Source organism: Maribacter sp. UBA3344, from assembly GCF_002362375.1.
Taxonomy (GTDB): Bacteria; Bacteroidota; Bacteroidia; order Flavobacteriales; family Flavobacteriaceae; genus Maribacter; species Maribacter dokdonensis.
The window spans coordinates 124,412-139,702 of record NZ_DERI01000021.1 but is presented as its reverse complement, the minus strand read 5'-3'; the positions used below and the strand labels follow the sequence as shown (position 1 = coordinate 139,702).

At 36.2% G+C, this 15,291-nt stretch carries 8 protein-coding genes; 5 read left to right on the top strand and 3 right to left on the bottom strand.

The window, feature by feature from the left end; genetic code table 11:
* Positions 1-9 precede the first annotated feature (9 nt).
* Positions 10-672, bottom strand: coding sequence for a metal-dependent transcriptional regulator (locus B2Z27_RS13840; protein ID WP_058105099.1), 663 nt, complete (start codon positions 670-672; stop codon positions 10-12).
* A 78-nt stretch (positions 673-750) separates the two neighbouring features.
* Here B2Z27_RS13840 and B2Z27_RS13835 point away from each other — a divergent pair, with 78 nt between their 5' ends.
* Together B2Z27_RS13835 and B2Z27_RS13830 are read left to right on the top strand one after the other, a co-directional pair.
* Positions 751-3,027 carry a TonB-dependent receptor gene (locus B2Z27_RS13835; protein ID WP_286814083.1) on the top strand — a complete coding sequence of 759 codons (2,277 nt, stop codon included), beginning with the start codon at positions 751-753 and terminating at the stop codon, positions 3,025-3,027.
* A 75-nt stretch (positions 3,028-3,102) separates the two neighbouring features.
* Positions 3,103-4,245 carry a lycopene cyclase family protein gene (locus B2Z27_RS13830; protein WP_286814082.1) on the top strand — a complete coding sequence of 381 codons (1,143 nt, stop codon included), beginning with the start codon at positions 3,103-3,105 and terminating at the stop codon, positions 4,243-4,245.
* On the opposite strand, the gene B2Z27_RS13825 is transcribed toward B2Z27_RS13830, so the two are convergent.
* Together B2Z27_RS13825 and B2Z27_RS13820 are read right to left on the bottom strand one after the other, a co-directional pair.
* Positions 4,242-5,216 (bottom strand): polyprenyl synthetase family protein, encoded by a 975-nt coding sequence (locus tag B2Z27_RS13825; RefSeq protein ID WP_286814081.1) that lies wholly within the window; start codon positions 5,214-5,216, stop codon positions 4,242-4,244. The two genes, B2Z27_RS13830 and B2Z27_RS13825, sit on opposite strands and share 4 nt — an antisense overlap.
* Positions 5,217-5,352: 136 nt before the next feature.
* Positions 5,353-6,369: a GntR family transcriptional regulator gene (locus B2Z27_RS13820; protein ID WP_074671232.1), complete on the bottom strand. Its 1,017-nt coding sequence runs from the start codon at positions 6,367-6,369 to the stop codon at positions 5,353-5,355.
* 433 nt (positions 6,370-6,802) lie between these two features.
* Between B2Z27_RS13820 and B2Z27_RS13815 the strand changes: the two genes are divergently transcribed.
* From B2Z27_RS13815 to B2Z27_RS13805, 3 genes are all read left to right on the top strand, one after another.
* Positions 6,803-9,994, top strand: coding sequence for a SusC/RagA family TonB-linked outer membrane protein (locus tag B2Z27_RS13815; RefSeq protein WP_286814080.1), 3,192 nt, complete (start codon positions 6,803-6,805; stop codon positions 9,992-9,994).
* Between the two features lie 9 nt (positions 9,995-10,003).
* Positions 10,004-11,881, top strand: coding sequence for a RagB/SusD family nutrient uptake outer membrane protein (locus tag B2Z27_RS13810; protein WP_058104367.1), 1,878 nt, complete (start codon positions 10,004-10,006; stop codon positions 11,879-11,881).
* Between the two features lie 67 nt (positions 11,882-11,948).
* Complete coding sequence (locus tag B2Z27_RS13805) at positions 11,949-15,290, top strand: VCBS repeat-containing protein (protein WP_286814079.1); 3,342 nt, start codon at positions 11,949-11,951, stop codon at positions 15,288-15,290.
* The last annotated feature ends 1 nt before the right edge of the window (position 15,291 follow it).

The following is a 15,291-nucleotide window of genomic DNA, read 5'->3' as shown; positions in this document are numbered from 1 at the left end:
ATTAATATGCTACTCTTCATCTACAATCTCCAAAAATAAATTTGTTGCAATCTGTTTTGATATCCTAATGGAGCCTGATCTAGTAGAGATGGTAACGGAACCATCAAACTCCTCAATTTCCAATATTTTAAAGGTATCGCCCAAGGCAATTTTATTCTTATCCAAAAATTTTAAAAATGCCGCGGAAGAATCGTTGACGCCTACACAAACCCCTTGACTACCCACAGGCAAATCACTGATCAACTTCTTTACGGATTTTGTAAACACACCATCTTTGTTAGGAATAGGATCGCCATGTGGATCTACTTTAGGGTATCCTAAATGGGCGTCTAACTTATCAATTAAAGCATCACTTTTTATGTGTTCCAATTGCTCTGCCACCACATGAACCTCATCCCAAGAAAAATTAAGTTTATCTACCAAAAAAACCTCCCATAAACGATGTTTTCTAATAATAGAAAGGGCAACCAACCTGCCTTTTTCCGATAGTGAGACGCCTTGGTATTTCTTATAGTTCACCAAAGATTTCTCAGACAACTTTTTTACCATATCGGTTACAGAAGAAGGTTTTGTCTTCATCTGTTCTGCAATGGCATTTGTTGCAACAGATTTACTGTTGAAATCACTTAGGTGATAAATGGCTTTTATGTAATCTTCTTCTGATAATGTCATTTGAAAAGCAATATTAACACAAAAATACATTTTTATACCTAAAAACAATTTTTTAGATTTGCCTAAATTTAATTTTAGATGTTTAAAATATTATTTTTCGCTTGCTCTATTTTAGCTTTTACAACTGTAAATGCTCAAAAAGCTACCATATCTGGAACCATATCTTCAAAGGGATTTCCTGAAGCCTATGTAAATATTTATTTGAAAGGCACTCAAATTGGCGCTGCGTCAGACGAAAACGGTCAATACTTACTTAAAAATATTCCTTCTGGCGATTACATTATCATTGCTTCCAATATAGGTTTTGAACAATTTCGTAAATCGATCTCCGTTTCCGAAGATGAAGACCAAATTGTAAATATTGACCTAAAACCATCAACCGAGTCTCTTGATGAAATGGTAGTTACAGGCACTCTAAAACCTGTTAGTAGGTTAGAAAGTCCAGTACCGGTAGAAGTATATACACCTACCTTTTTTAAAAAGAACCCAACACCAAGTATTTTTGAAGCATTACAGAATGTAAACGGAGTAAGACCACAAATAAACTGTAATGTTTGTAATACAGGTGATATTCATATTAATGGACTAGAAGGTCCGTACACCCTAGTCTTAATAGATGGCATGCCCATAGTTAGTGGTTTGGGAACTGTATACGGACTCTCAGGAATTCCCAATTCACTTATAGAACAAATTGAAGTGGTTAAAGGCCCAGCTTCTACATTATATGGAAGTGAAGCCGTTGGCGGACTCATTAATATTATTACAAAGAACAACTTATCTGCCCCGGATTTTTTTGCAGATAGTTTTGTAACCGGTTGGGGAGAATTTAATTTAGACATAGGCACTAAGTTTAATGTTGGCAAAAAAGCCAATGTTCTCTTAGGTGCCAATTATTTTAAGTACGATAACCCTATTGACAATAATGGAGATAATTTTACCGATCTTACATTACAAGATCGCATATCTGTTTTTCAAAAATGGAATTTTGAAAGAAAAGACTCCAGAATCCTTTCTTTGGCAGGAAGGTTTTTTTATGAAGATAGATGGGGAGGTGAACTGCAATGGACTCCAGAATTTAGAGGCGGTGATGAAATTTATGGGGAAAGTATTTACACCCGTAGATGGGAAGTTTTAGGCAAGTACCAGTTGCCGGTAGAAGAGCAAATGATGCTTTCCTTTTCCTATAATGACCACAAACAAAATTCCGTTTATGGCGATGTTCCTTATTTGGCAGATCAACGTATTGGTTTTACCCAGTTAACATGGGATAAAATCATAGGAAAACATAGCCTTTTAGCAGGTACTGCATTACGTTATAATTATTATGACGACAATACGCCTGCTACAGCAAACACAAATGGTAATGAGCCCGATGAAGTAATTATACCGAGTGTTTTTTTACAGGATGAGATAGCGTTCAATAAAAAACATTCCCTTCTCCTAGGGGGCAGATATGATTATGATAACCGCCACGGTAATATCTTTACGCCAAGAGCGGCCTATCGTTTTAAGTTTACCGAAAATGACATTATTCGCTTAAATGCGGGTACCGGTTTTAGAGTGGTAAATTTATTCACAGAAGATCATGCAGCACTTACCGGTTCTAGAGATGTCATTATTGCAGAAGAACTGGAACCGGAAGAATCATTTAATGTAAATCTTAACTTTCTGAAGAAAATTTACGGTGATAATGGCACGTTTGTAAGTTTAGATGCATCAGTATTTTACACCTATTTCCAAAATGTTATAATCCCTGATTACGACACCAACCCCAATCAAATTATATATGACAATTTAGAAGGTAAATCAATTTCAAAGGGAATAAGTGCAAACATAGATATAACCATGTACAATGGTTTACAATTTATGATCGGAGGAACATTACAGAACGTGAGCAATACTGAAAATGGGGTTACGCAACGTCAAATTTTAACAGAAAGCTATTCCGCCAATTGGAGTGTTGGGTACCAAATTAAGCCATGGAATTTAAAGATAGATTATACGGGTAATTTATATGGCCCTATGCGATTACCAACCTTAGGGGAAAGTGATCCCAGGCGAGATTTTTCACCCGCGTGGAGTATTCAAAATATACAACTATCTTATGATGGGATAAAGAATTTTGAAATTTACGGAGGAGTTAAAAATTTACTGGACTGGACACCCAACAGAGGGAACCCCTTTATCATTGCCCGTACCAACGATCCTTTTGATAAAGGAGTTACCTTTGATGCAAATGGCAATGCGGTTGCCACACCCAATAACCCGAATGCATTAACATTTGACCCATCTTACGTCTATGGACCAAATCAAGGAATCCGTTCTTTTATTGGACTACGTTATACATTGAATTAAGTATTAAAGACACATGCTATTTTGTACTTTTGAAGTGCTAGACCTTAAAGAAGCTGAGAACAATCTGAAAAATTCATGAACGAATTCGATTACATTATCATTGGCGCAGGCGCATCTGGTCTTTTGCTGGCAGATGCTATGGCCAACGATTCGTTTTTTAATCAAAAAAAGATTTTACTGCTTGACAAAGCACCAAAAAATAGCAACGACAGAACGTGGTGTTTTTGGGAAAAAGGTAACGGTAAATTTGAAGAGATTATCCATAAGAGGTGGAATTCCATTCATTTTCAAGGAGAAGATATTGCCAAAAGAACCAAGATCGACCCATATTCTTATAAAATGATAAGAGGTATCGACTTCTATGATCATTACCTAAAAAAGGTAAAGGCAACTAGCAATATAACGTTTGTACAAGACACCGTGGTGGGTATCTCCGAAACTGAAGACCTTGTTGCGGTTAAAGCAGTAAACAACACATATACAGGCAAATATATATTCAATAGCCTTTTTGATTATAAAATGGCTACCCAGCAAACAAAATATCCCGTATTACAGCAGCATTTTATAGGCTGGGTAATAAAGGTCAACAAACCTATTTTCAATACCAAGGAAGTCACATATATGGATTTTTCCATACCTCAAAAAGGCAATACAAGATTTATGTATGTACTGCCCTACTCCAATGATACCGCATTAATAGAATACACTTTGTTTTCAGAAAAGCTATTGCCAACAGCTGAGTATGAAGAAGCTATAGAAGACTATATTTTACAACGGTTTCAATGCCAGGAATATGAGATTATAGAAAGAGAATTTGGCAGTATACCTATGACAGCGTATGACTTTAGGGAACACCATACCAACAGAATACGCTATATAGGTACCGCAGGGGGTTGGGCCAAACCCAGCACAGGTTATACTTTTATGAGTACGGCAAACAAAGTACCAAAATTGATAGCGTTCATTAAAGAGGGGAAACCTTTGAAAAAATTAAAATTGAAAGGTAAATTTTGGTTTTATGACATGCTCTTTTTAGATGTACTTTACAATGACAATGCAAATGGCCATGTAATATTCGAATCTATCTTTAAAGCATTACCACCACAAAAGATTTTTAAGTTTTTAGATGAAAAAACAAGTCTCATAGAAGATTTGGAATATATCAACTCTTGTCCTAAACAACCGTTTATCAAAGCATTGATAAAACGAATTTTCTAAACCGTTCTATTCATTAAGTTTTCCCCAAACTGTCTTAGCAGTTCTTTATTTTCAGGATCAATATCCATATCATCAAGAACTTCAAAAGCTTTAGCCGTGTAATCTGCAATGGCAGTTTTAGTAGCTTGATCCGCTTTTGTCTTTTCAAATATAGAACGCACTGCGTTAATTTTAGCTTCGGCCTCTTTTGGGTGAATAGAATATAAATGCTCTAATTCTTTAGCGATTACTTCTGATCCAGAGTTTAAAGCTTTAAGATATAGGTAGGTCTTTTTGTTTTCAATAATATCACCACCAACCTGCTTACCAAAGGTGTTAGGATCACCAAAAACATCTAAATAATCATCTTGTAATTGAAAAGCTATACCAAGGTTTAGTCCAAAATTGTACATCTGTTGCTGTGCTTCATCTGGTGCACCTGCAACTATAGCGCCCATTTTTAAGGCAGCTGCAACTAAGACGGCAGTTTTGTATTCTATCATTTTAAGATACTCGGGCAACATCACATCATCCCTAGTTTCAAAATCTACATCGTATTGTTGACCTTCACAAACTTCCAGTGCCGTTTTACTGAACAGCTTAGCCAAATCTCTAAAAACATTAGGCTCATAATTTTCAAAAAGTTGATAGGCCATTATCAACATGGCATCACCAGACAGAATACCCGTATTAATATCCCATTTTTCATGTACCGTAGTTTTACCCCTACGTACCGGTGCATCGTCCATAATATCATCATGAACCAAAGAAAAATTATGAAAGACCTCAACAGCAACGGCAGCATCTAAAGCTTTTCTAAAATCGGTATTAAAAATTTCAGCAGTCATTAAAACCAATACCGGTCTTAACCTTTTGCCGCCTAAACCCAGAATATATGTGATAGGCTCATACAGGTTTCTAGGCTCTTTTGTAATCTTCATAGAGTCTAAATACGCAATAAACTCATCTCGATAATCACTAATAGTATGCATTCTTTGCAATTTTGCACAAAAATAGAACAAAAATGGCTGAATAAGCCCCCTTTTTAAGTGAGAAGAAATAAAACTTTACAGATGAATCCCTAATTTAAAAAAGCTGTCAAATATGAACTTTTACGCTACTTACTAATTATAAAGAAGACCTCTTGATCAGTCTAGAGGGCATAATTAATTTTGTAACTGTATCACCTTTTAAATGCAATGCCGCTCTTTTTGCCATTTCGTTAAAATCGGTGGAAATAGTAGTAATTCCACCAAACACAATTTCTTTTGAAACATTATCGTTTTGGGACAGAATACCGATATCCTCCCCAATTTTATATTTATTTCTAACCGAATCTCTTAGAATTTGCCAAAGTATGGTATCTCCTAACGCAAAATATAAATTGCCTTTTTTAGCAGACCCAATAGTATAATTATTCTTGACACAACCATTGACCTCAAACTCATCTATGAATTTTTGAAACGCGTTTTTTATAGATATAGGAGAAAAATCGCTCTCTTCGTTGAAATACAAAATAATCTTATTATACTTTTTTATTTCTGGCAGTAACCTAACCAAAGATGTATAAATGACCTCTTCAAATTCTTGGGAGATATAAGAATACCCTGGTCCCAAATTTAAATACCTATCTACCAACAATAATTTTTTGGGTTCAATATTCTTTAATAATGTTGCAACTTTTTCATTTTGTATTGGAGCAATAACATACATGCCATATTTACCATTGATATTAGAAATTATGGTCTTAAAAACAGTGAGATTATTATGATGGAAAAAAACATCTATTTGAAACCTTCTTCCCATTTCTTTACGAAAGGTTTTATAAAATTCCTCTTGATAACTCTGAAAAGCAAATAGTAGCAAAGCCATTCTTTTGGTAATATTGGTAGCTTGGCTAATCACAAAATAACCCTTTAATTGCCTAGACTCTATTAAGCCCCTATTCTTAAGCTCCTCATATGCCTTAAAAATAGTTTTTCTTGCATAGCCTATTTCCTCAACCATAGTGTTTATAGAGGGTAACTGATCACCAATAGTCAATTGCCCATCTTCAATAGATTCAATTACGCCTTGAACCAATTGTTCATGTTTTGTAAGGTTATTATTGTGGGTGAGGTTTAGAATTTTACTAATAACCAGCATAAATTATAAATGAAATTTGCAGGCGTCAATATACAATTTAAAAAAAGATATCAAAAAATAGCGCCTGAATTATAGTGTACCTATCACAACAAATTAGCATGTAAAAAAAAGGTTTATATGCTGAAAAAGGCTACAAACACGCAAATACAGATTTTTTAGATAAAATGACAAATAATATGTATTTGATAATATTTTAAGATCTAAATGAAAATTCTAAAAAATAACATGTTAATATTTATTAAATTAACATTTTATTTTATATTTGTTCACAGTAGCATAGTGTATCATAGTCTCTTCATCTCAAAAACGCTCCCTAAAGAGACTATAACGCCTACGTCAACATAATTAACTAACAACTGTAAGAACTAACTTTATGAATTATCAAACAGACTTTTCTAAGTTTTCCATGATTCGGAATCATGTAAGCTTAACGATGATTTTATTTTTTAGTGGATTTCTCTTTATGGGTCTCCACGCACAGACAACCGTTTCTGGAACTGTTACTTCAGCTTCAGACAACATGCCGTTGCCAGGTGTTTCGGTCATTGATGCCAACAACCCTACAACAGGAGTACAAGCGGATTTTGACGGTAACTTTACAATTACCTTAGATGATGGAAGTACCAGTTTACGATTCAGCTACATTGGATTCAAGGCTGTAGTGGTACCGGTAAACAATCAAAGTACCATCAATGTATCTTTAGAAGAGGACGTTGCCAACCTAGACGAAGTTGTTGTCGTTGGTTACGGTACTCAGAAAAAAGCGACCGTAACAGGTGCGGTAACCGCAGTACAGGGTCCGGTACTAGAAAGTTCACCGGCCATAAGTGTATCGAATTCCTTGGCAGGTAGATTGCCCGGGGTAGTAATCGTACAGACCAGTGGGGAGCCTGGTAATGACGAATCGAACATAAGTATTCGTGGAACCAATACCTTAGGAAACAACCAACCTTTGATCGTTATTGATGGTATTCCAGATAGAGATGGTGGTATAGGTCGTATTAACCCAGATGATATTGCCAATATCTCTGTACTTAAAGATGCATCAGCTGCAATTTATGGAGCTAGAGCGGCCAACGGAGCAATAATCGTTACTACCAAAACCGGTAAAGCCGGCAAAATGCAAATAAATTATAAGGCTGATTTTGGTATAACCAGACCTACAAGAGTACCAGAAATGGCAAGTGCGGTAGAGTATCAAACTATAATGAATGAATTGGCAATTTATAACAGTAATATTCCTTCATCACAATGGGGAGCTGCAAATACCGCTTTTCAAACCTCAGGTAGTTATACTATACCAGGCAGCGATCCTGCAGAAACCGTAAACGCTGCATTTAGTCCAGAAACAATCAATAATCATAGAACCAATGCTGATCCATGGTTATATCCTGATACGGATTGGTTTGGTGCCACTTTTCAAGATTGGGCGGAACAACAAAGACATAACCTATCCATAAGCGGTGGTAGTGAAGACCTAAAATATTACGCATCTGTAGGTTATGCAGATCAAGGCGCTATATATAAAAACTCGGCCAACAGATACCAACAGTATAATTTTAGAATCAATACCGATGCTAGAATTAATGAATACCTGTCTACCAAACTAAGTATGGGATATAGAAAGGAAGATAGAACCTTCCCTACTGAAGGTGCAGGTGCTATCTTTAGAATGTTGATGAGAGGTAGACCAAATGAACCTGCAATATGGCCAAATGGATTACCAGGACCTGATATTGAAAATGGTCAACAACCGGTGGTAGTTACAACGAATGCTACAGGGTATGACAAACAACCAACAGATTACCTACAATTTACAGGTTCTTTGGATATTACCAACCCATGGGTAGAAGGTCTTAAACTGACATTATTGGCAGGTGTTGACCAAAGCCAGTTACGTAGAAAACTATGGCAAACACCATGGACTCTTTATTCTCTTGACCGTGCAAACTATATTGCTACCGGTGTACCGGAACTAAGCGGATCTATACGTTCCAACTTTACAGATGCAAGATTATTACAATCATCTAATAATGTACTAAACACTAACCTAACCGGTTTATTAAGTTATGACAAAACAATTGGTGATGACCACACCATTAACTTATTGGCCGGTGTTACCCGTGAGAATTTTCAAGGGGAGTTTTTCTCTGCATTTAGAAGAAACTACCTTTCTACCGCTGTTGACCAGTTAGGAGTAGGTGGTGAAATTGCACAAGAAACGGATGGTTTCGGTTACAACAGAACACGTTTAGGTTACTATGGCCGTGCCCAGTATAACTTTAAAGAAAAATACTTAGCCGAGTTCATCTGGAGATATGATGGTTCATATATTTTCCCAGGTAATGATCGTTTTGGGTTCTTCCCAGGATTGTTAGTTGGTTGGAACATTAATAATGAAGATTGGTTCAACGTTGACTCTATTAGCTACTTAAAGTTAAGGGGTTCTTACGGTGAAATGGGTAATGATCAAGTTTCATTTGACACCAACGGTGACGGTGAAATAACCGATGATGAATTACAAGAATATGCTTACCAATCTATTTACGAATTTGGTCAATACCCAATAAATGGTCAAGTACAAACGACTTTATTTGAAAACCTCTTGGCTAATCCTAGCTTTACATGGGAACGAGCTAAGAACTATAATATTGGTTTAGACGGTATTGTATTGGACGGAAAAATGAGTTTCACCCTTGAATATTTCTTGAACAAACGTGATCAAATTCTAATTCAAAAAACAGGTTCTACCCCAGGTTCTTCTGGTATTTCAGACCTTTTACCTCCTGTAAATGCAGGTAAAGTAAATAACGAAGGTTTTGAATTTGCGTTGAACTATTTTGGTGGTAGCTTTGATGGTTTTAAATGGGATGTTGGTGTAAATGGAGGTTACGCACAAAATACAGTTGAGTTCCTAGATGAAATTCCTGGTGCTCCAAGTTACCAATTACAAGAAGGAAAGCCTATTGGCTCATATTTAGTATACGAGTCTGATGGTGTATTTATTGACCAAGCTGCCATTGATTCCAATCCACTAGATTATAGTGCTGTTAAGCCAACATTAGAGCCAGGTGATATGAAATTTAAAGATATCAACGGAGATGGTGCCATTAACGACTTAGATCAAGTAAGGTTAAAAAATAGCATCAACCCTAACTTTAACTTTGGTGTTACGTTTAACGCTTCATACAAAAACTTTGATCTTTCTGTATTATTACAAGGAGCTACAGGGGCTAAATTATTTATCCAAACAGAATCTGGTGACATAGGTAACTTTTTAAAGTACAGCTTTGACAACAGATGGAGTCCAGACAACCCAAGTAGCGTTCATCCAAGACTTGCCAGTCGTGGAGACACCTACTATACAGGTGGTGATTATGGCAATAATACCTACAACTTATTTAGTAAAGATTACCTAAGACTTAAAAATGTTCAATTGGCATACAACTTTCCTTCAGAATTGATTGAGCAATTTGGTCTATCTAAATTTAAGATATATATGAGTGGTCTAAACTTGGCTACATGGGCGGCTCAAGATATATATGATCCTGAATCGACAAGTAATGACGGTCAGTTTTATCCACAACAGACTATTATTAACACAGGTTTTAGTTTAACATTTTAAAAAAAAATCATGAAAAAAGGAAAATTAGTACTCTTAGGCCTACTGACGTTAGCGTTAGTACCTATTTCGTGTAATGAAGATTTTTTAGAAACGCAGCCATTAGATTCAATCTCGGCAGATGCCACTTGGGCAGACGGTGCGTTGGCACAAGCATTCGTATTCAACGTCTATGCATCCCTTGGCTATGGAGGTTTTGAAGAAGAAGGCTTGGCTTCATTAACGGACGAAGCAATGTTTACACACTCTGGTAGAGGAGTAAACGTTATTACAGAAGGTTCACTTTCCCCGTCGGGTACGGGTAACGTGAATATCATTCCACAATGGAACGAATTATATTTAGCAATACGAAAAGCGAATATAGCTTTACAAGAATTACCAAATTCAACTTTTGATGATCAAACATTGAAAGACAGGTTAACGGGTGAAGCACATTTTCTAAGAGCGTATTATTACCATCAATTAATGCGCTATTACGGTGGCGCACCATTAATTGATGCCCCTTATGGCTTAGATGATGACTACTCCATAGCTAGAGGTACTTATGCTGAAAATGTAGATTTTGTAACCAGTGACCTTGACAAAGCCATTTCATTACTGGAAGGCAAAGAGGTTACACCAGGTAGAGCATCCATGTTAAGTGCTATGGGGTTAAAATCTCGTGTATTGACATATGCCGCCAGTGATTTGCGCGACGGACCTACAGCGAGCGCTAAGTCGGCAACATTGGGTGGATATTCAAATTTAGAACTGGTTGCATATACTTCTGGGGACAGAGATGCAAGATGGAACGCTGCAAAGACCGCTGCCAAGGCCGTTTTAGATGCGACCACTGGTTACAAGTTAGATTTAACCGAACCTGCAAGTGCAGAAGAAGCGACTGAAACATACATCTCTATTGCTATGGGAGGTGGAAGTGCCGTTGGTGATGCTGCTGCAAGATCAGAACTATTATTTGAAAGAACACATTCGCCTCTATTTACACAAGAAAGTAATTGGCCTTTAGGTGGAATTCACCAAGGGATCAACAATGGACCAAACGGATATCATAACTGGGCAGGTAACACACCTATTCAACAATTGGTAGACGACTATCAAATGATGGACGGTTCTGATTTCGACTGGAGCAATGAAGAACACGCGGCTGCACCATATGAAAATAGAGACCCAAGAATGGCCGCAACTATTCTTTATGATGGAGCAGCATGGAAACCAAGGCCAGATGACGTTGCCTCAATAGATCCTTATGATGAAATACAGACAGGTACATATGCAGATGGTAGCGGTGGAATAATACCTGGTGTTGATATGAGAGATTCACCCATTGAAAACTGGAACGGAAGTAGAACCGGTTATTATGTACGAAAGTTCATTGATCCAGACCCATCTTTAGTGGACAATCAATCTAGTGCCCAAGTAGTACCATGGCCATTTATTAGATATACCGAAATAATATTGAACTATGTAGAAGCTTCTATTGCACTTGGTGATGAAGGCGAAGCGAGAAACTGGCTGAACAAGATTCGCTTTAGAGCAGGTATGCCGGCACTTACCTCATCTGGTACTGAGCTTTTAGAGGATTACATCAATGAAAGAAGAGTTGAATTGGCATATGAAGAACACAGATACCATGATGCACGAAGATGGATGATCGCTGATCAAACTTTGGGCAGGGGCATTAAGGTTATGAAAGTAACAGCTACCCTTAAAGCCGGTGCAACACCAAGAACTCCTTATCAATATGACACATCTGTATATGATTACACCTATACCGTTGTAGACAATAATGATAATGAAACCAGAACTTGGGACGATAAAATGTATTTCATGCCTATAAGTAGAGATGAAATCAATAGAAATAACCTTTTGATTCAGAATCCAGGTTATTAGTTTAGTTTAAATTGAGTTAAATTAAAGATCTATTCCAAAAAGGAATAGATCTTTTACTTTTAAACAAATGACAAAAAATCTAATCTTCTATATTCTTATAATTTTCTTTTTACATCAAAGTTGTACAGAGAAAGTTAAAAAAGATGAAACCTCTTCAACAATTAACAAGATTGAAGAACCCACCCTATTCACTCTTTTATCCGAACATGAAACGAAAGTAACTTTTCAAAACACCTTAAAGGAAGGGTTAAATGCCAACGTATTGGTTTACGAATACCTCTATAACGGTGGTGGTGTAGCTACAGGGGATTTTAATAACGATGGTCTTCAAGACTTATATTTCACTTCTAACATGGGTGAAAATAAATTCTATTTAAATGAAGGCAATTTCACATTTAAAGATGTTACCTCAATTTCTAAAGTCGCCGGTAGACCTGGACCTTGGAAAACAGGCATAACCTCTGCAGATGTAAACGGAGATGGTAAATTGGATCTGTATCTATGTTATTCTGGGGCCTTACCAGATGCAAAGCGTAAAAACCAACTTTTCATCAATCAAGGGAATGATGCCAACAACGTACCAATTTTCAAAGAACAAGCGGAAGAATATGGTTTGGCCAGCGCTGCTTTTAGCAATCAAGGATATTTCTTTGACTATGATAAAGACGGTGATCTAGATATGCTTTTACTAAACCACAATCCAAAATCTTTACCTGTTTTAAATGAAGTAAGCACTAAACAGTTTTTAAAAAAAGATGACCCTTATCAAGGTATTAGGTTGTTTGAGCAAAAAAATGAGAAATTTTATGATATAACCCAAAAAGCAGGTATTAGTGGTTCTGCATTAACCTATGGATTAGGTATAGGTATTAGTGACATTAACAATGACGGTTGGCAAGACTTCTATGTTTCTAATGATTATACTGTACCAGATTATCTCTATATCAATAATAAAAATGGCACATTTACAGACCAACTAGGTGATCAAATGGGACATACAAGTCATTTTTCTATGGGCAATAATGTAGCCGATATCAATAATGATGGCCTGCAGGATATTTTCACTTTAGACATGTTGCCTAAAGATAATAAGCGCCAAAAATTACTTTTATCGCCAGATAATTATGAAAAATTTGATTTAAATATTAGAAGTGGATTTCATCATCAATATATGCGCAATATGCTTCAGTTGAACAATGGCGACAATTCATTTAGTGAAGTAGGTCAACTAGCCGGTATCTCAAATACAGATTGGAGCTGGGCTCCACTTTTTGCTGATTTTGACAATGACGGATTTAAAGATCTATTCATTACCAACGGATATTTTAGGGATTACACCAATTTGGATTTCATCAATTATATGGACAGTTTCGTACAATCTAAAGGCAGACTACAACGGCAAGATGTTTTAGAACTTATAAAAGAAATGCCAGCTTCTAACCTGACCAATTTCTATTATACCAATAAAGATGGCGTCCACTTCAATGATCAATCTCAAGAAGCAGGTATAGCCCAACCTGCCAACAGCAATGGTGCCATATATACTGATTTAGATAATGATGGTGATCTAGACCTCGTTATTAATAACATTAACAAACCGGCATTTATTTATAGGAATGACACCCAAAAAGGTAATGGCAATTTCTTAAACATTCAGTTAAAAGGAAACCAAAAAAACACACATGGTATTGGATCAAAAATCAGTATCTACGCCAAAGGAAAAACCCAAGTACTTGAGCAAATGCCAACCAGGGGATATCTTTCGACCGTATCATCGATTTTACATTTCGGATTAGGCGACATAACTACCGTAGATTCTTTAAAAGTAACTTGGAACTCTGGAAAAACGGAGACTATTGAAGCACTTTCAGCGAATAGAACAATTGAGCTGAATGAATCCAATGCCCAAACCTTGGAATTGGCTCAAAAGAAAAGTAAAACGTTGTTTTCAACTGTACGCAATTCCGTTAATTTTGAGCACAAACCATCTTCTGTAAATGATTTTAAACGACAGTCGCTCTTAATAAAACAATTATCTCATAGTAGTCCTCCTATTGCTAAAGCAGATTTAAACAATGATGGGTTAGAAGATATTGTCATTGGTGGCGGCGTTAATCAACCTACCGCCATATATCTTCAAACTAACAATAAAAATTTCAATCAAAAACCAAACGCAGATTTTGACCTAGACAAGGCTCATTTTGATACTGATATTGCAGTACTTGATGTTAATAATGATGGTCATCTAGATATTTATATGGCGAGTGGCGGATATCATAACCTAACCGCTAATGATCCTCTATTACAGGACAGGCTCTATTTGGGCAATGGGAAAGGGAATTTTAAAAAGGCTCATAATTCATTACCACAAATGACCATAAGCACCGGATCGGTTTCATTTTCAGATATAAACAATGATTCGCACTTAGATATATTTATCGGTGGTTATAATGTTCCTGGTCGCTTTCCTGAAATACCAAGAAGTTATATTCTTATCAATGACGGTAAAGGAAGTTATGTAGACAAGACCAATGAAATTCAACCCAACTTACAATATCCTGGTATGGTTACCGATGCCACTTGGGCAGACATGGATGGTGACACTATAGAAGATTTAATTATAGTTGGTGAATGGATGCCCATAACTATTTTCTTGAATAAAAATGGCAAATTGATCAATGGAACAGACCAGTTTTTTGAAAGTGATTTAAATGGGTTCTGGAGCAGCGTTCTTGTTGAAGATTTAAATAAAGACGGCAAACAAGATATTATTGCAGGAAATATTGGTACCAATACACAATTCACAATAGACAAAGACACTCCGGCTGAATTGTATTATTCAGATTTTGATAATAACGGTTCTATTGATCCCATTCTAAATTTTTACATTGACGGTAATAGTTATCCATATGTTACCAGAGATGAACTGTTAGGACAACTATCGAGTAAAAGACAGAAATTTAACAGTTATGAAAAATACGCTGATGCGCAGATAACAGACATTTTTAATGATACTGAATTGAAAAAGGCGAAAAAATTAACTGCAACACACCAAGAAACATCCTTGTTTTTAAGTTCAACAGATGAAAAGTTTACAAAAGTTCACTTGCCATTACAAGCTCAATTTTCCCCGGTTTCAGAAATTATTGCGGAAGATTTTAACCAAGATGGTGATTTAGACCTGCTACTTCTTGGCAACAATGATTATTATAAGTTACGTATAGGTAAATTCGATGCCAACTATGGTACATTACTTTTAGGTGATGAAAATGCCAATTATAAGTACATTTCCCAATCTAAATCTGGTCTATCCATAAAAGGAAGTAATACCAGAGGTATTATCATTGACGATAAACTAATACTTACCAACTACGGCAAGTCAATACAAACATATCAACTAACAAAATAGC